This is a genomic window from Crassaminicella thermophila (assembly GCF_008152325.1).
Taxonomy (GTDB): domain Bacteria; phylum Bacillota; class Clostridia; order Peptostreptococcales; family Thermotaleaceae; genus Crassaminicella_A; species Crassaminicella_A thermophila.
Window position 1 is genome coordinate 2,914,541 of the sequence record NZ_CP042243.1, and the last position, 17,854, is coordinate 2,932,394.

General features: G+C 31.3%; 17 protein-coding genes and 2 pseudogenes. 2 read left to right on the top strand and 17 right to left on the bottom strand.

The features are described 5' to 3' along the window. Positions 1–10: 10 nt before the first annotated feature. Positions 11–1,762, top strand: a complete 1,752-nt coding sequence (locus FQB35_RS14720; protein ID WP_231701819.1) for an NADH-dependent [FeFe] hydrogenase, group A6 — start codon at positions 11–13, stop codon at positions 1,760–1,762. Positions 1,763–1,785: 23 nt separating this feature from the next. Here FQB35_RS14720 and FQB35_RS14725 read toward each other — a convergent pair whose 3' ends face one another. From FQB35_RS14725 to FQB35_RS14805, 17 genes and pseudogenes are all read right to left on the bottom strand, one after another. Continuing rightward, on the bottom strand, positions 1,786–3,207 hold the full coding sequence (locus FQB35_RS14725; RefSeq protein ID WP_231701820.1) for a sigma-54 interaction domain-containing protein: 1,422 nt from the start codon (positions 3,205–3,207) through the stop codon (positions 1,786–1,788). A gap of 156 nt (positions 3,208–3,363) precedes the next feature. Continuing rightward, positions 3,364–4,214 (bottom strand): annotated as a pseudogene (locus FQB35_RS14730) (3-hydroxybutyryl-CoA dehydrogenase). 303 nt (positions 4,215–4,517) lie between these two features. Further along, positions 4,518–5,660 (bottom strand): proton-conducting transporter transmembrane domain-containing protein, encoded by a 1,143-nt coding sequence (locus FQB35_RS14735; RefSeq protein ID WP_148810589.1) that lies wholly within the window; start codon positions 5,658–5,660, stop codon positions 4,518–4,520. A gap of 37 nt (positions 5,661–5,697) precedes the next feature. After that, a pseudogene (locus FQB35_RS16580) lies at positions 5,698–6,489 on the bottom strand (complex I subunit 5 family protein); the annotation flags it as partial. Between the two features lie 44 nt (positions 6,490–6,533). Beyond that, positions 6,534–8,525: a complex I subunit 5 family protein gene (locus tag FQB35_RS14745; RefSeq protein WP_148810591.1), complete on the bottom strand. Its 1,992-nt coding sequence runs from the start codon at positions 8,523–8,525 to the stop codon at positions 6,534–6,536. Positions 8,526–8,545: 20 nt separating this feature from the next. Further along, complete coding sequence (locus FQB35_RS14750) at positions 8,546–9,997, bottom strand: monovalent cation/H+ antiporter subunit D family protein (RefSeq protein WP_148810592.1); 1,452 nt, start codon at positions 9,995–9,997, stop codon at positions 8,546–8,548. A gap of 14 nt (positions 9,998–10,011) precedes the next feature. Next, entirely contained in the window at positions 10,012–10,608 is a 597-nt protein-coding gene (locus tag FQB35_RS14755) for a proton-conducting transporter transmembrane domain-containing protein (protein WP_231701821.1), read from the bottom strand. Further along, on the bottom strand, positions 10,544–11,485 hold the full coding sequence (locus FQB35_RS14760) for a complex I subunit 5 family protein (RefSeq protein ID WP_148810594.1): 942 nt from the start codon (positions 11,483–11,485) through the stop codon (positions 10,544–10,546). Before FQB35_RS14760 ends, FQB35_RS14755 begins: the two co-directional genes overlap by 65 nt. Before the next feature lies 1 nt (position 11,486). After that, positions 11,487–11,849, bottom strand: coding sequence for a sodium:proton antiporter (locus tag FQB35_RS14765; RefSeq protein ID WP_148810595.1), 363 nt, complete (start codon positions 11,847–11,849; stop codon positions 11,487–11,489). 1 nt (position 11,850) lies between these two features. Beyond that, positions 11,851–12,270: an MnhB domain-containing protein gene (locus tag FQB35_RS14770; protein ID WP_168198375.1), complete on the bottom strand. Its 420-nt coding sequence runs from the start codon at positions 12,268–12,270 to the stop codon at positions 11,851–11,853. Positions 12,271–12,292: 22 nt separating this feature from the next. Continuing rightward, positions 12,293–12,565, bottom strand: a complete 273-nt coding sequence (gene mbhE / locus FQB35_RS14775) for a hydrogen gas-evolving membrane-bound hydrogenase subunit E (protein ID WP_148810597.1) — start codon at positions 12,563–12,565, stop codon at positions 12,293–12,295. Further along, a complete protein-coding gene (locus FQB35_RS14780) occupies positions 12,562–12,801 on the bottom strand; it encodes a hydrogenase subunit MbhD domain-containing protein (RefSeq protein ID WP_148810598.1) in 240 nt (79 codons plus the stop codon). Before FQB35_RS14780 ends, mbhE begins: the two co-directional genes overlap by 4 nt. 6 nt (positions 12,802–12,807) lie before the next feature. Further along, a complete protein-coding gene (gene mnhG, locus FQB35_RS14785; protein WP_231701822.1) occupies positions 12,808–13,107 on the bottom strand; it encodes a monovalent cation/H(+) antiporter subunit G in 300 nt (99 codons plus the stop codon). Continuing rightward, positions 13,104–13,376 (bottom strand): monovalent cation/H+ antiporter complex subunit F, encoded by a 273-nt coding sequence (locus tag FQB35_RS14790; protein WP_148810599.1) that lies wholly within the window; start codon positions 13,374–13,376, stop codon positions 13,104–13,106. Before FQB35_RS14790 ends, mnhG begins: the two co-directional genes overlap by 4 nt. Before the next feature lie 4 nt (positions 13,377–13,380). After that, positions 13,381–13,857, bottom strand: coding sequence for a Na+/H+ antiporter subunit E (locus FQB35_RS14795; protein WP_168198376.1), 477 nt, complete (start codon positions 13,855–13,857; stop codon positions 13,381–13,383). 242 nt (positions 13,858–14,099) lie between these two features. After that, positions 14,100–16,100: a sigma-54-dependent Fis family transcriptional regulator gene (locus tag FQB35_RS14800; protein ID WP_148810601.1), complete on the bottom strand. Its 2,001-nt coding sequence runs from the start codon at positions 16,098–16,100 to the stop codon at positions 14,100–14,102. A gap of 190 nt (positions 16,101–16,290) precedes the next feature. Next, a complete protein-coding gene (locus tag FQB35_RS14805; protein WP_148810602.1) occupies positions 16,291–17,028 on the bottom strand; it encodes an N-acetylmuramoyl-L-alanine amidase family protein in 738 nt (245 codons plus the stop codon). An 80-nt stretch (positions 17,029–17,108) separates the two neighbouring features. Here FQB35_RS14805 and FQB35_RS14810 point away from each other — a divergent pair, with 80 nt between their 5' ends. After that, on the top strand, positions 17,109–17,849 hold the full coding sequence (locus FQB35_RS14810; RefSeq protein WP_148810603.1) for a polysaccharide deacetylase family protein: 741 nt from the start codon (positions 17,109–17,111) through the stop codon (positions 17,847–17,849). The last annotated feature ends 5 nt before the right edge of the window (positions 17,850–17,854 follow it).

Consider the following 17,854-nt stretch of genomic DNA (forward strand, 5'->3'; position numbering starts at 1 on the left):
AGGTGAGAATATGTCAGAGAATAATATGATAAATATAACAATCAATGATCAAAAGATGCAGGTTCCAGAAGGAATAACCATATTGGAAGCTGCTCATAAAGCAGGTATAAGAATTCCTACTCTTTGTCATCTTGATTTACATGATTTAAAACTTGTAAATAAAACTGCCTCATGTCGGGTATGTACAGTTGAATTAAAGGGGCGAAATTCTTTAGTTCCTGCCTGTGTCACTCAAGCTACTGACGGCATGATTATTCGAACAGATTCTCTTCGTGCCATTAATGCTCGCAGAATGGCAGTAGAGTTGCTTTTATCAAATCATCCCAATGAATGCTTTACCTGCCCAAAAAATTTAGAATGTGAACTTCAATCATTAGCAAAAGAACTTGGAGTACGAGATATTAAATGGCAAGGAGAAAAAATGAATTATGAAAAGGATTTATCAAGTGAAGCTATTGTAAAGGATCCAAATAAATGCATTATGTGCAGACGCTGCGAAACCATGTGTAATGAGGTTCAAACCTGTGGTATCCTTTCTGCTATTGGTCGTGGATTCAAAACCATTGTGGGTCCAGCCTTTAATATTCCTATGAAGGATTCTTCCTGTACCTATTGCGGCCAATGCGTAGCAGTATGTCCTACAGCTGCATTAACAGAGATTAATCATACCCATAAAGTATGGGAAGCTCTTAGTGATCCAGATAAGCATGTTGTAGTACAAGTAGCTCCTGCTATTCGTGTTGCCCTAGGAGAACTTTTCGGCATGGAACCTGGAACAATTGTCACAGGAAAATTAGCAACAGCCCTAAAACGCATGGGATTTGATGCCGTTTTTGATACGGATTTTGCTGCTGATTTAACAATAATGGAAGAAGCATCCGAATTGATTCATCGTATTGAAAATGGTGGAAAGCTTCCAATGCTTACAAGCTGCTGCCCTGCATGGGTAAAATTTATTGAACATCAATTCCCAGAGTTGTTAGATGTTCCTTCTACCTGCAAATCTCCCCATATTATGCTAGGTACCATTACAAAAACCTATTATGCAAAAAAGATGGGACTTGATCCAAATAAAATTGTAGTTGTATCCGTTATGCCATGTATTGCAAAAAAAGCAGAAGCAGCACGTCCAGAACTTACAAAAGACCATACAAACAATGTAGATATTGTTGTAACAACCCGTGAATTTGCTACCATGCTAAAAGAAGCAGGAATCGATTTTAAAAATCTTCCTGATAGTGATTTTGATCATCCTCTTGGTGAAAGTACAGGTGCTTCTGTTATTTTTGGTACAACAGGTGGCGTTATAGAAGCTGCTATTCGTACTGCTTATGAATGGCTTACAGGAGAAGAACTAAAGAATGTGGAGTTTAATCAGCTAAGAGGTATGGCTGGCATTCGTGAAGGAACTGTTAAAATTAAGGATATGGATATAAAAATAGGCATTGCCAATGGACTTGGAAATGCACGGAAACTTCTTGAAGATATTAGGGATGGAAAATCAACCTATCATGCTATTGAAATTATGGCATGTCCAGGAGGATGTATCGGTGGAGGAGGACAACCTTATCATCATGGAAATGAAGAAGTTGTTAAAAAGCGTCAACAAGCCATTTATCAGGAAGATAGAAGCAAAACCCTAAGGAAATCTCATGAAAATCCAGAAATATTAAAATTATACGAAGAATACCTAGGCAAACCTTATGGAGAAAAATCACATGAGCTTTTGCATACCCATTATGAAGCCAGAGAAAGAATATAAAATAAAAGCCTCAACTGAGGCTTTTATTTGTCAATTTCTAATCCATATCTTTCAATTTTTTTGTACAATCCTAGTCTACTAATTCCAAGTTCCTTCGCTGTTCTATTTTTATTCCCTTTATTTTCTTTTAAGCATTCTAAAATAATTTCTTTCTCCAATTCTTCCACCATATCCTTTAAAGACTTATTTTCTCTTCGATAAATTTTTCCTTTGTCCTTTGTTAATCTTTTAGGTAAATGCTTTGGCTTTATTATTAAATCAGAATCTAGGAGATTAATTGCCCTTTCTATTACATTTTCAAGCTCTCTAATATTTCCGGGCCAATGATATTTTTTTAAATATTCAATAGCATCTTGAGATATTCCTTCAACATATACACCTAATCTATTAGATATCTTTATTCTTAATTCCTCTGCAAGGGTTTCAATATCTTCTTTTCTTTCTCTTAGCGGAGGTAGCTTCATAGACATGACATTTAGTCTATAAAAGAAATCTTCTCTAAACTCTCCTTTTCTTACAAGTTCTTCTAAATCTTTATTAGTAGCTGCAATAATTCTAACATCTACTTTTCGAATCACATTTCCACCTAATCTTTCTACCTCTTTTTCTTGAAGAACTCTTAAAAGTTTTGCCTGCATGCTAAGGGGCATATCTCCGATCTCATCAAGTAAAATAGTGCCTCCATTTGCAAGTTCAAATTTCCCTTCTTTTCCCCCTTTTCTTGCTCCTGTAAAGGCTCCTTCCTCATATCCAAATAATTCCGATTCCAAAAGTTCTCCTGGTATAGCTGCACAATTTATTTTTACAAATGGTCCTAAGTATCTATTACTCGCATTGTGGATAGCATGGGCAAAAAGCTCCTTCCCTGTTCCGCTTTCTCCTGTAATAAGCACATTAGAACTTGTTTTTGCCACTCTTATTGCTATATTTTTTATGGCTCTCATACTCGGACTATTGCCAATCAAATCCTGAAAAGAATACTTAGCAGTTCGATCCTTGCTCAATTCACTTTTATAATATGCTAATTCTTTTTCAAGATTACTAATTTTTTTGCTCAGCAATTTTAAATCTCTTACATCTTTAAACATTACCTTTCCGACTGCTCCAATTACCTTTCCATCTTTCTTAATTGGAACCCGCATAGATATCATTCTTTGATTTCTTATTTGTTGAATTTCGCCTACTTCCATTACTCCTGTCTTAAGTACTACATGAAGCCGTGTATTTTCAACCACTTCAGTTACATGTTTCCCTTCAGGATTTGAAATATTTAAAAACTCTTTATATGCTTTACTCATCATAATAATAATACCATTTTCATCAACAACTATAACCCATTCATTTACTGTATCTAGAATTGTATTTAATATTTCAATATACATTTTATCGCTGTATGATTCTTTGTTAATCTCTTTATCAGAACAAAAGTATTCATCTATACTCATAGTAACACCCCTTTAAAAGTAAGATACTGAAGAATCTTTTATATTTTCTTTTTCAAGTATTAATATTTCTTATTTATATAAACTTATTGAAATTATATCATAAGTCATTTTAAAGAAAAAAATCTCTTGATAGGTAAATCAAGAGATTTTTTTCTTTTATTTTGAATAATCATAGAAACCTTTTCCAGTCTTTCTACCAAGAAGATTTCCTCTAACCATTTTTCGTAGTAGTGGATGAGGTCTATATTTAGGATCACCAAATTCTTTATAAAGCACTTCCATTATGGCTAAATTCACATCATTTCCTATTAAGTCTGCCAAAGCTAAAGGTCCTATCGGATGATTTGCACCTAATTTCATAGCTGCATCAATATCTTGAGGACTAGCAACGCCATCAGCTAAAATTCCAATAGCTTCATTGATCATAGGTATAAGAATGCGATTCACTACAAAGCCTGGAGCTTCTTCTACTTCTACAGGAGTTTTTTGAATATTTTTGATGATTTCTAAGATGGTGTTTTTCGTTTCTTCAGATGTAGCAATTCCTTTTATTACTTCTACTAACTTCATAACAGGAACTGGATTAAAGAAATGCATACCAATCACCTTTTCTGGTCTGTTAGTAGCACTTGCTATTTCCGTTATAGAAAGAGAAGATGTATTGGTAGCCAAAATAGTTTCTTCTTTACAAACACTATCTAATTCTTCAAATATTTTTTTCTTTTTTTCCATATCTTCTATGGCAGCTTCTACTACAAGCTCTACATCTTTTATATCGTTTATATCTGTCGTACTTGTAATTCTTCCTAAAATCTCTTTTTTCTGTTCTTCAGTAATTTTTTTCCATTTTTAACGCTTCTATCTAAATTTTTTGTGATTAATCCAATTCCTCTTTCTAAAAATCTTTCTTCAATATCTTTTAATATTACTTGGTATCCTTGTTGAGCAAAAGTTTGTACAATCCCTGATCCCATTGTTCCAGCACCAATTACGCAAATTTTTTCCATAAAAGCCTCCTAAATTTCATTTTATTTTTATGGAAATAAGTTACGCAAATTTTATACCAAGTTTTTAATACTATTATTAAATTTTTCTAAACCTTAGTCAAAACAAGACCATCAGCTTCTGAATAACCAATAATCTTAAAAGTTTTTTTATACAACAAAAACTTATACTATTTTATTTTTGTAAACAAAGTAAGCATTTTTATTTCTCTTCTGCTACATCTTTGTTTTTTTCTAGATGTAAGAAAATGTCGAATATGTGTAAATTAAGTTTACATGTGTGTTTTTTTCTACGGACTTTTTCTCCTAAAAAACCAATACCAATAATACAATTGCAAGAATAATAGCTACAATAAATATGGCAGACATCAGACTCGTTGTATGCTTATACAGTTTCCTTAAAACATCTGATAAGCTGTGAAATTCTGAACTGATATCATCAATAAAATGCTTTACATCAATAGAATTTTTTGTTCCCTTCTTTCTGTAGCGTTCATGCCTTATTTTCATTCCACTAAGGGCCTTAATTCCAGCTCTTAATAAATATACAGAATCGACTAAAATCCTATCAATAAAATGAAAAATTTCCGAAACAGATACAAATGTAATCCTAATAATAGGTTCATATACATCTCTTTCAAGATTTAGCCATTTGATAGAAGGATTGATATAAAAATATTCTTTATCTGTATGTTTCCTTAAATACAATTGAACAAACCCTAAATATATAAATATACCGATTAAAATAGTAATAATAGAAGTTTGTATATTATGATTGGTATAGAAATGACTTTCTACTGTACCATGGGCATCAAATACTTCTAAAGATTTCTCAAGAATAGGCATTAAGATATCTGGATTTAGACCTATATAAACAATTGCTGCCCCTAAAACTCCCATAGGAAATATTGCTCTTTTTCGCACGTGAGATTTAAATTGGCCTGTATATTTTTCATTTTTCTCCATAAACACAGCTATAAAAATCTTTAGTAAATACGCTACTGTAAAACCGCTACTTATTGTAAAAACAATCTCCCCTATACTCAACCACATACTATAATCAATATTATTCGCTTCAAGTAATGCTTCATGCAAAAGGGTTTTACTTATAAATCCATTAAAACCAGGCATTCCAATAATTGCCAAAAGCCCTATAAAAAACACTACTTTTAATAAGGGTTTATTTTTTCCAAAACCTCTAATAACATTTATACTTAATTCATGCAAAATCATATAAATAATTCCTGCACCCATAAATAGCAAAACCTTAAAGATTGCATGATTGATAATATGGTAAAAAGTTGCATAGATAGCTACTGCTTTATGGTCTTTTAATATACCTGTAAGTCCAACCCCCAATAAAATATATCCTGCCTGACTCATACTGCTGTACGCAAGAATCCTTTTGATATTTCTTTGAAGAAGTGCTAAAAAGCCGCCTATAAACATATTTGCAAATCCTAGTATTAATAAAAACAGTAGAAAGAATTAAGTCCCATTCCATCATAATTCCTACTGTAATGATAATCCCAAAGATGCCAGTTTTTATAAGTATCCCCGATAAAATAGCACTTGCAGGAGTAGGAGCTGCAGGATGAGCTTTTGGAAGCCATACATGTAAAGGAAACATACTTGCTTTTGCACCAAAACCGATCATAATTAATGCACTGATTAAGTATTTTATGTTTCCTAGACTTCTCATCTTTTCAGCTATTTGGCTTATATTCAAAGTAGCTGTATAGTCATATAGTAAAAACAGCCCCATCAAAAGCACTAATCCTGCACCTATTGCCATCGCTATATAAGATTTTCCTGCTTCATGGGCATATTTGTCCTCATCATGAATTATAAGAGCATAAGATGTAAAGGACATAATTTCAAAGAAAGTAAATAAATTCAAAATATTTTCTGATAGAAATATCCCAACTGTACTGGTTAAGGTAAGCATAAAGAAGGCATAATATCTATTCCTGTTTTTATACTTTATTAAATATTGAGTAGAATACATGGTAGCCAAAGACCATATAAAGGTTGTAATAAAGACAAAGATATATCTGAAACTATCTAGTTTTAAATACAATCCAATCCCCATAATATCTGGTATGAAAATTTCAATAGGTCCTTGCAAAATCCTTCTATAAAGGAGTATAACTACCAAGAATTCAATACTAGTCATAATAACATTGAAAACATCTCTATTTTTTTCACTCTTTTTTCCGATCATCCATCCAATAAAAGAACTGATTCCAGGAAGAATTAAAATAATGAATAAAGCCATTTTATACAGCAAAAGATATCACCTTCTTTCAAAAGATCATTTCTCTAAAAAATTAGTTCTACCAATATTACTGCAAGAATTGCTGCAACAATAAAAATAGCATACTTTAAGCTATTCATATTTCGATACATTTTATCCATAAGCTCTGCTAAACTATGAAATTCCTTACTAAGCTCTTCAGTATAATTAGCAGATTTTTTTCCAAAATCCAATTCTTCTGCATCGATCTTTCTATATCTACGACGTTTTATTTGCATACCACTAATAGATTTTACCCTATCATTTATATAATGAACGAAATTTACCACTCCTCTGTCAATCACGTGAAAAATTGCTGAACTAGACCTGAATGTAATAATCAGAGCAGGTGCATATACATTTTTCTCAAGACTAAACCAGTTTAAAGATGGATTTATATAGAAGCTTTCATTCCCATCGTGTTTTCTAAGATACATTCTAACAAATCCTATATATATACATATACCAATCATAATTGTAAAAAGAGAAGCTTTTATATTAGGAAGGGTATAAAAATCAACTTTTATATGTCCTTTTATACCAAATGCTTCTGCCCCTTTTGCAACAATCCCTAATGAAGCATCTGGATTAATCCCTATATAAACAATAGCAATGCTTAAAATAATCATTGGAAATAAAGCTCTTTTTCGAATATGATCTCTGTATTGCCCTTTATATTTTTCACTTTTCTCCATAAACACAGTTACAAAAATCTTTAACATATAAGCCCCTGTAACAGCACTACTTATAGTAAATACAATCTCTGCAACCTTCCACCATATACTATGGTACATATAATATGCCTCAAGTATGGCTTCATGCAAAAGAGTTTTGCTAATAAATCCATTAAAACCAGGCATACCCATAATTGCCAAAATTCCTATTAAAAATACGGCTTTGAGCATATTTTTATGCTTTCCAAAACCTCTTATTACATTAATACTTAGTTCATGTAAAATCATATAAATGATTCCCGTTCCCATGAACAATAAAACTTTAAATAAGGCATGGTTGATAATATGATACAAAGTTCCATACACAGCTACAGCCTTGTGTTCTTTTAATACCCCTGCAAGTCCTATTCCTACCAATATATACCCTGCCTGACTCATACCGCTGTATGCTAAAATCCTTTTGATGTTTCTTTGAAACAATGCAAGAAATCCTCCTAGAAACATATTCATAAGTCCTAGTATCAATATAACCATAGAAATAAATAAGTCCCCTTGCATTAAATTTTCTGTTGTTATAAATATTCCAAACAAACCGGTTTTTAGGAGTACTCCAGAAAGAATGGCACTCGCAGGAGTTGGAGCTGCTGGATAAACCTTTGGAACCCATACATGCAAAGGAACAATACTTGCTTTTACACCAAACCCTATAATAATCAATGTACTTATCAAATACTTAATATTTCCAATTTGTCTAATTTGCACTCCTAATTCACTAATATTAAATACTCCTGTATACTCATACAGTAAAAACAGTCCCATTAATAGTACCATCCCACCGCCTATTGCCATACCTATATAGATTTTCCCTGCATCTAAAGCATATTTATCTTCATCATGAATAACTAAGGCATATGACGTAAAGGACATAATTTCAAAAAAGGTAAATAAATTTAAAATATTTTCTGATAAAAATATTCCCACTGTACTCGCCAAAGTAAGCATAAAAAAGGCATAATACCGGTTCCTATTTTTATACCTTATTAAATATTGAGTAGAGTACATTGTTGTTAAAAACCATATGAAAGTTGAAATCCAAACAAAAATATATCGAAAAGCATCTAGCTTTAAATACATACCCGTACCCATAATATCTGGTATAAAAAGCTTAATAGGCCCTGCCATAGCTTCTTTGTACAAAGAAGTTACAAGCAAAAGCTCTACACCTGTTATAATTATATTTAATGTATCCCTATTTTTTTCATTTTTCCTTCCTATCATATAGCCAACAATAGCCGCTGCTGCAGGAAGAAGTAAAATTACTAATAAAGTTATTTTTCCTTCCAATATCCTTTCACCTACCTCTCCTAAACAATATTTCTAACAATGCTCTGTATATAATGCAGTATCACATTTGGAAATAATCCTAAGAAAATCACAATACCTGTTAATAATACAATAGGAATTAACATTTTAGGTGGTGGGTCTAAATTTTTAAAATCCTTCTTTTCTTCTTTGTGAAAAAAAGCAGTCACAACAATAGGCAATAAATATCCTGCTGTAAGAAAAGCACTTACTAACAAAATAATCGGAAAGATAATTTTATTCTCTGAAAGACCCCCAAGAGCTAAATACCACTTGCTTACAAATCCATTTGCAGGTGGTATCCCAATAAGAGAAATGGATGCAATCCCAAAACACCACATTGTTACAGGCATTTGTTTTCCTATACCCTTAATTTCATCTATATTTTTCTTATGAGTCATAAAATAGATAGCTCCTACACAAAAGAATAGTGTAATTTTTATGACAGCATGATTAACAAGATGCAGTAATCCTCCTACTAAAGCATCCTCGTTAAGAAGTATAATCCCTAATACAATGTATCCTAGCTGACTTACAGTTGAATAAGCGAGCCTTTTCTTTAAATTATCCTGATGCAGTGCCAATAAAGATCCTAAAAGGATAGTCAAAAAAACTAATATACTAATATACTCATTACCATTAATTTGTTTTATAACCTCAGAACCAAAGATAAAATAACATACCCGAACCAATGCAAATATTCCTGATTTTACAACAGCTACAGCATGAAGCAGCGAACTTACAGGAGTAGGTGCTACCATAGCAGCTGGCAACCAAGAATGAAAAGGTACAATTGCAGCTTTTACTCCAAACCCTAAAAACATAACCATATAAACAATTCGTAATAAATTTGGATTATCTATATGGGAAATACCAAGTACCCCATGCTCAACAAAGCTTAAGTTATTACTCATACTAAATAATAAAATCATACCCAAAAGTGCCAATGTTGCGCCACCGAAGGAATAAATTAAATATTTTCTTCCACTATAGAGAGCTTCTTTGCTTCCTGCATGAATAACCAACGGAAAAGTTGCCAAAGTTAACAATTCGTAGAAAATATATAATGTGAATAAATTTCCTGAAAAAGCAATTCCTATAGTAACACCAAGGGTTAATATAAAAAATGTAAAAAATCGCTCTTGATTTCCTTCATGATCCATATACACCAAAGAGTAGAATGTAGTAAATATCCATAGAATAGATGCAAGGAGTGCAAACAGTATTCCAAGTTTATCTATTCTAAAATATATATCTATAAATGGATTAATCTTTAACAGATGAAGCTCCATTCCCCCATCTATTAGGAGAATCCCAATAACTGAAATCAGGTTTATTATTACTCCTGTAATAATATAAAAGTTTCTTATTTTTTCACCTTTAAATAAAACTTTTGTTCCTATTATGGCAAATAGAAAAGGAAGTATAATAGGAATAAGTATAACTATGTTCATTTATATTCACCTCCCTATGAAAGTCCTTTCATAATCATTTCAATTGTTTCATGAGAAACAACACCTACAAAAATCATTCCTACAATTAAAACAAGCAAAGGAATCAATTCTTTTAAAGGTTTTTCCTTAGATTTGTAAACTTTTCCTTTTAGATTTTCCTCTCCAAAGTAGCCATTCACCACTATAGGAAAATAATAGGCTACATTTAACAAACTACTTATCAATATAGCTCCGATCAATAAAGGTTTTGCAGCATCTATACTTGCAAGGGATAAATACCACTTGCTTATAAACCCAGGTAATATTGGTATTCCTACCATGGACAAAGATCCCATTGTAAACAATCCTAAGGTATATGGCATTTCCTTCCCAATTCCTTTTAATGCTTTTAGTTCTTTCTTTCCTGTCTTTTCAATCATAGCACCTACTGATAAAAACAATGCTGATTTTGTAACTGCATGCCCTATGATATGAAAGATTGCCATAATAAGTCCTAACTTATTTCCTAAGCCTATACCGAAAAATATATATCCCATCTGAGCTACACTAGAATAAGCAATGACACGTTTTATTTCCTTTTGACGCATAGCAAAAACAGAACCCATAATCATGCCCAAAACGCCTAATATTAAAATCAAATTTAGTATTGAAAAATTCATGAATAATCTCACCACCAAATACGTTATACAATATTTTTATAAGTAGTAAAACAGGAGATTTTAGTACCAATGATGACAAAATAGCACTAGAAGAAGATGGTGCACTAGAGTGAGCATCCGGAAGCCATATATGAAGAGGGAACATGGCACTTTTTATTCCGATTCCTACAGTGAATAATCCTGATGCAATTAATAAGGTATTCTTATAGATACCATATACCTTAATGATCTCTTTGTGTATATAGGTCATATTCAAATTCCCTGTTACCGCATACAAAAACGCTATCCCCATCAACACTAAACCTGAACCTAAGCTACTTAAAATCAAATATTTTAAAGTTGCAGCAATATTTTCTTTTTTATCTTTTACAACAATAATCCCACATGAAGCAAGAGTGGTAACTTCTATAAAAACAAAACAATTGAATATATCATTTGAAAATACCATTCCCAATAAAGATCCTACTAAAATATTTATAAGCAAATAATAAAATGCTACTTTGCTTCTTTTTATTTCTTTTTCAATGCTATATACTGAATACCATATAACAACAGTAGCAACAAAGGTAAATACCATTGCCATAATACTTTCTATATATCCAATTCGAAATTCTATCCCCCATGGTGCATCCCAGTGTCCTACTCTATAAAAAAATGGACCATTACTTTTTACAAAAGTCCATGTAAAAAACGCTAAAATATTCGATAATCCCATAACAGATAAACTAATGCCCTTTACCAATGTATTTTTCTTTATAAGGGGCATAGTAAATGCACTAATAAACAAAAGTAATATTATCAGTAAAGGAAAATTATTTATACCACTCATTCTAGTCCCCCCTCATCTTCATAATTTCATCAATTTCAACCGTTTTGTATTTTTCATAAAGCTTTACTGTAAGAGCTAAAGCAAAAGCAGTAACACTTACCGCTACAACGATTCCTGTAAGCATAAGGGCTGTAGGTACAGGATTTATATATCCTTCTACACCTTTATGCGTCCCCTTAATAATTGGAGCTTCCTTTCCTATGATTGCTCCCTTTGCTATGAAAAATAAGAATACTGCTGTATCCATAATATTCATTCCAATAATTTTCTTTATTAAATTATTATGAAATAGTAAGGTGACAAAACCTACACCAAATAAAATCATAGCTCCTGTTTCAAAATAATTTGTCATTAACCTTTCCATATTATATTTCCCCTTCATAAAATAGACTGAAAAAAAAGTATACAGTTACTGCAACAATGATGCCTACAGCAATGTTTAGAGGCAATAAATACCCTCCACTTAAAATATTTCCTGGCTTTCCTAGAGGTATTTGAGGCAAATGTAGGTGACTTCCTCCTGTAATAAAGCTATATCCTTTCAAAAACCCATAAATAATCAAAGCAGTACACATACATGTCATAAGCTTTTTATAACTCAATTTTTCCTTAGTTTTCTCTTTTCCATGCACAATTTTATATAAAATAAAACTTGTTCCAAGGATTGTTCCTCCAGCAAATCCTCCTCCTGGAGAAAGATGCCCATGAAAAATCACATAAAATCCGAAAATCTGTATAAATGGAATAATCATTTTGCTTATTTCTTTTAATATGGTATTATGCATCATAAGCACTCACTTTCTATTTTTACTCTTCTTTTTTTAAAACTGTCAAAACTACAATAGCTCCTGTAAACAACACAGTAGCTTCTGCAAATGTATCAAAAGCACGATAATCTAGAATAATTCCCGTTACAATATTTAATGCACCTGTATCTTTTACTCCATCTTCTATATATTTTTTCATTACATAGTTATCTGCTGGATTATCCGCATTTCCAAACTCAGGCAATTCCATAACTCCTATTAATAATATAGCTATAATAAGGGTAGTTAGGCATATAGCGGTAACTTTTCTCATTTATGCTCACCCCTTATTTTTTTTAGTGTAAGAACAAACAATAAAGTAGTAATTCCAGCACCAACTGCTGCTTCTGTTATAGCCAAATCAGGAGCATTTAACTGCTGCCATAGAATTGCCATAACAAGGCTGTAAACCATAAAAACAATGATGACTCCTAATAAATCTTTAATCACTGATACAGCAATCGATGCACCTATTAAAAACAAAACCATTACAACACTAAACATTTCCATATTTTCTCACTCCATTAACTTTTTATTCTTTTCTTCTTTTATAAATGCTGCTTTCGATATCAAATGGGTAGCCGTTGGATTTGTGATCCAAAGAAAAATCATTACGAGTAAAAGTTTAAAGCTTACAAAGCTAAACCCACTATAAACCATCAATGCAGCCAAGCAAAGTAGTGCTCCTAAGGTATCACATTTTGCTGCACTATGAACTCTTGTCAATAAATCAGGAAATCTTAAAATACCTATTGTTCCAACAGAAAAGAAAAATAAGCCTCCTAGAATAAAAATTATCATTAAGATCAATTTCATTGACTTTTGCCTCCTGTTTTTTCAATAAAATTCGAAATAAAGATAGACGCTACAAAACTTATTAGGGCATAAACCAACACCACATCAATAAAATAAGCTTCCTTCAAAATAAATGAAACGATCGATATAAGTATTATAGTTTTTGTGCCAATTACATTAATTGCAACCAATCGGTCTGCTGCACTAGGTCCTTTTACAGCTCTTATCATGCATAATATAATTGTCAAAGATAAAAATAAGCATGAAAATACCAATAGTTTGTGTATCATTTTTCTACTCCTCTACTTTTAAAAGTATTTTTTCAAATTTTGAATTCAAAACATCTTCTATATAATCTTTTTTCAAGCAGTGAACAACCAGCCTGTTTTCTTCCATTAAGACAGTAAGCGTTCCTGGGGTTAATGTGATTGAGTTTGCAAGAATAGTTCTGTAAAAATCTGATTGTAATTTTGTATCAAAGTTTATAATTTGAGGAGATATCTCCATATTTGGGCTTAATACAATCCTTGCAACTTGAAAATTTGCAATAACAATTTCCTTAATCAATATAAAAAAATATGTGATCAAATAATATATTTTTTTTGGGGTTAGAAGATATTCTCTTTTTTTGGAAATTCTTATATTGTTGCTAAAAAAATATGCTCCTATACAGATTCCTGTACCTATAACCAATCTCTCAAAATTGATTTTTTCTGCTAGTATTACCCAAAACAACATAAAAAAGATCATATATTTAATGATTTTACCCATGATAACCTCCATATTTTTATTTTTTATTCTTATCCATAGTATACGCAATATTCATGCCAAGACTTCCGTCTTGTATGAGAAATATTTTAAAGTCTGTATTTCACTCATGTCTATAGACTATATTTTTGTAAAAAATAAAAATAGGATTGAAAAATTATTTCAATCCTTTATCATTGTGTTTTATTTTGATACATTTTTGTCGTTTTTCTTTTGTGTAAGTGTTTCAATTTGATTCATTTGTTCTATTTTGATACATATCTCAAACCATACTTTTCGATTTTTCTATACAATGTACTCCTCCCAATACCTAAAATTTTTGCAGCCAATGCCAAGTTTCCACCTACTTCTTGTACTGTTTTAATAATAGCCATTTTTTCAATCTCCTCTAAAGTCATAAGGCCCTCTGTTAAATCAATACCTTTTGGCATATTACTAGATTTCATATAACTTGGCAAATGTTTATAGGTAAGTATTTCTTCATCCTCTACCATATTTACTACAAGCTGGACTACATTCTGAAGCTCACGAACATTTCCTGGCCAGTTATAATTAATCATTCCTCTATAAAAGCTCTCTTGAATTCCTTTTATACTTTTTCCCATGCTTTTACTGAATTTTTCTATAAAATAATCTACAAATACTTTTATATCTTCTTTTCTATCTCTCAAAGAAGGGGTTTTTATAGGCATTACATTCAATCTATAAAACAAATCTTCTCTAAAATTTCCAAGCTCAACCTCTTTTTTCAAATCCTTATGGGTTGCTGCAATAACTCTTACATCTACAGGAACAACATTATGACCGCCAATCCTTACAATCTCCTTTGTTTCTAATACCCTAAGTAAGTTTACCTGTGTATCTAATGGCATATCTCCAATTTCATCTAAGAATATTGTTCCTCCATCTGCTAGTTCGAATTTTCCTGGATGGCCTCCTCTTTTTGCTCCTGTAAAAGCACCTTCCACATATCCAAATAACTCACTTCCAACGAGTTCTCTAGGAATTGCCCCACAGTTTAAAAATACAAAGGGGTTTTTTCTCCGAGGACTTTCATTATGAATAGCTTGGGCAAATAACTCCTTTCCTGTTCCACTCTCCCCTAATAATAATATGGTAGTATCCGTATTTGCTGCTAAAGCTGCAATCCTTATGGCTTCTTTTATATCTTTACTATTTCCTAATATATCACGAAAAGTAAACCTTGCTTCTGCCCCTACAATTTTGTTTACCAAACTGTGTACCTTTTTAGATTCTTTAAAAGTAAATACGACTCCCTCTACCTCATTTGTACTTCTCTCTAGTATAGGGGTTACTGTTACAATACATGAAATGCTTTTTCCTTTTTTAGTTTTAAAATAAATTTCTTCTTCTTCATACTTTTTTCCCTTGTTGATTCTCCTCATAATTCGATCATAATTTTTCTTATCTAAAATAGCATGAATATTTTTTCCTAAAATATCCTCTTCTTTTAACCCTAAAAACCTTCGGGCAAAAAAATTAATATCCATAATAACCCCTTTATTATCTGTACAAATTAACCCTTCGGAAATAGATTCCATAATCGCATAAAAATGCTTATTTGCCATATCCAGCTTTTTGTTTATTTTTTCAAGCTTCATTTTCTTTTCAATTGCTTGTGCTGCAGCAACAACCATTCCTAAAGTATGGGGATGAACTTTTTCATTAGGGCCTGTTGTGCTTAATACACCCACAATTTGTTCTTTTTCATCTCTTATTGGACATGCAGAAGAAGTCCAGTTATGATACTGCTTACAATAATGCTCTGCTCCTAATACTTGAATAGGCTGCCCAATTTCTAATGCCGTACCTATAGCATTTGTTCCAATCACATCTTCTCTCACATTACAACCATTATAAATATTTAGGTTTCCATATTCAGCAGTTAAACTACTATCTCCAATACACTCTAAAACATAACCATCTTTATCTGTAAGTCTTACAATAAACCCTGTATTCTCAACTATTTTACGCAAACTATGCATAAAAGGCATTGCCGTTTTTATAAAAGGCATAAATCTTTTATATCTTTCTTTAAACTCTTCATCTGATAATATGACATCTATTTTTTCATCTAGTGGATCTACCCCATGCAATTTACTTCTTAACCATGAGTAAGCAATCACATCTCTTATCAATTCCTTTTCTATTGTTCCTTCAGATACGAACAATTTCCACGCCTTCTTAAAGCCTTCATTTTGACTTAGTAGCTCTTTCCCAGGCATATCTTCCTCCTCTTTCAAAGTTCTATATTTTCTCTATTATAACATTCATATATAGAGAGATAAACAACATCACATATTGTAAATAAAATAGAATTATTATGACTGAAAAATAAAAGCGAATAATTGCAAAGCTTTAGTAAAGAAAACTTGATGAAGAATTTCAGAAAAATATAAACGTTCTCTTTATATTTCATTTTTTTAAATACTTCATAATACCATTTTCAATGGCTATAGCCATTTTATTTTTATACTTCTCACTTTTAAGGAGTTTTTTATCAACAGTATTTGTTATATATCCCATTTCTATTAAAACGCCTGGTATTTTTGTCTCTCTCAATACATAATAATCTTCCCCAATCACCTTTGCCTTTATATGATTTTCATTTAAAAAATTCTTATAAACTATATAATTTATAGACGTAGAAATTTCTCTTGCTAAATTCTCACTTTCTACAGATGTAGGATAATAAAAAATTTCAACACCACGAGTTTTTGTACTATTAGGATCTGCATTTACATGAATACTAACAAATATAGCTGCACCACTGTTATTTATTATCTTTTTTCGAGCATCTAAATCTTTTTTATACCTTGAATCATTTATATGACTTTTATTTTCTAATGATACATCCTTATTCCTTGTCATAATTACTCTAAAGTTTTTATTCCTTAAACGATTCCTTAATTTCAAAGCAACATCTAAATTAATATGCTTTTCTAATAATCCAAAACGATCACTAGTTCCTCCATCAATTCCTCCATGGCCTGGATCGATAACAATAACTTTATTGTTATGATATTTAAAAACGGGTTGAAAAAATTCTGCTCTTAATATAATCATCATGAATATTGCGATTATAAATGTAATAAATATTATGAGAAGTTTTTTATTCACTTTTATAGTTATGCATATAAACTTTGGAAACATAACATCACCCTTTTATTTATTTTCACCATAGATTATATGCATTACATTTTATCTATATTAATTCAAAAGGAGAAATAAAAATGAATAAAAAAATATTAATAATTGTTCTACTCATAATTTTATCTTTAATAGGATGTTTATATTTATCTAATACTACGTACTTTAAAACACATATAGCTATTTTCTTGATAGATTCAAAACAAATCATAAAATATGGTCCTAAAAATCAAAAAGTTATTGCTTTGACATTTGATGATGGTCCTCATCCTAGATTTACACCACAAATATTAGATTTATTAAAAAAATATGATGCAAAAGCAACTTTCTTTGTTCTTGGAAGACATGTAGAATTGTATCCAACGGTAATAAAAAGAGCCGTTGCAGAAGGACATGAAATTGGAAATCATACCTATACTCATATAGATATAAAAAATACATCATTAAAAAAGCTTCAGAATGAATTTGAAAAAACACAAAATATCATTTTTTCCGTAACGGGAATAAAACCAAAAATATTCCGTCCTCCTTTTGGGTTTTGTACTGAAAAAGTTATAAAACTTGCAAATCAAAATGACTGTAAAATTATATTGTGGTCAAACCATCAGGATTCAAAGGATTGGAGTAATCCAGGTGTTCAAAAAATTATTAAAAAAACTCTTTCTAATGTAGAAAATGGTGATATTATTTTGCTACATGATTATGTAGAAGGCCCAAGCCAAACGATTGAGGCATTAAAAACCATATTACCTGAGCTTAAAAATAGAGGTTATGAGTTTGTCACCATTTCAAAGCTCATTACCTTATCTTCTAATAATGAATAAAAGTT

Excerpts from the sequence above, each read along its gene's own strand:
- FQB35_RS14720 (WP_231701819.1), top strand. The coding sequence starts at position 11 with ATGTCAGAGAATAATATGATAAATATAACAATCAATGATCAAAAGATG.
- FQB35_RS14725 (WP_231701820.1), bottom strand. The coding sequence starts at position 3,207 with ATGAGTATAGATGAATACTTTTGTTCTGATAAAGAGATTAACAAAGAA.
- FQB35_RS14735 (WP_148810589.1), bottom strand. The coding sequence starts at position 5,660 with ATGTTTATAGGCGGCTTTTTAGCACTTCTTCAAAGAAATATCAAAAGG.
- FQB35_RS14750 (WP_148810592.1), bottom strand. The coding sequence starts at position 9,997 with ATGAACATAGTTATACTTATTCCTATTATACTTCCTTTTCTATTTGCC.
- FQB35_RS14755 (WP_231701821.1), bottom strand. The coding sequence starts at position 10,608 with ATGATTATGGGTTCTGTTTTTGCTATGCGTCAAAAGGAAATAAAACGT.
- FQB35_RS14760 (WP_148810594.1), bottom strand. The coding sequence starts at position 11,485 with ATGAGTGGTATAAATAATTTTCCTTTACTGATAATATTACTTTTGTTT.
- FQB35_RS14765 (WP_148810595.1), bottom strand. The coding sequence starts at position 11,849 with ATGGAAAGGTTAATGACAAATTATTTTGAAACAGGAGCTATGATTTTA.
- FQB35_RS14770 (WP_168198375.1), bottom strand. The coding sequence starts at position 12,270 with ATGCATAATACCATATTAAAAGAAATAAGCAAAATGATTATTCCATTT.
- mbhE (WP_148810597.1), bottom strand. The coding sequence starts at position 12,565 with ATGAGAAAAGTTACCGCTATATGCCTAACTACCCTTATTATAGCTATA.
- FQB35_RS14780 (WP_148810598.1), bottom strand. The coding sequence starts at position 12,801 with ATGGAAATGTTTAGTGTTGTAATGGTTTTGTTTTTAATAGGTGCATCG.
- mnhG (WP_231701822.1), bottom strand. The coding sequence starts at position 13,107 with ATGAAATTGATCTTAATGATAATTTTTATTCTAGGAGGCTTATTTTTC.
- FQB35_RS14790 (WP_148810599.1), bottom strand. The coding sequence starts at position 13,376 with ATGATACACAAACTATTGGTATTTTCATGCTTATTTTTATCTTTGACA.
- FQB35_RS14795 (WP_168198376.1), bottom strand. The coding sequence starts at position 13,857 with ATGGGTAAAATCATTAAATATATGATCTTTTTTATGTTGTTTTGGGTA.
- FQB35_RS14800 (WP_148810601.1), bottom strand. The coding sequence starts at position 16,100 with ATGCCTGGGAAAGAGCTACTAAGTCAAAATGAAGGCTTTAAGAAGGCG.
- FQB35_RS14805 (WP_148810602.1), bottom strand. The coding sequence starts at position 17,028 with ATGTTTCCAAAGTTTATATGCATAACTATAAAAGTGAATAAAAAACTT.
- FQB35_RS14810 (WP_148810603.1), top strand. The coding sequence starts at position 17,109 with ATGAATAAAAAAATATTAATAATTGTTCTACTCATAATTTTATCTTTA.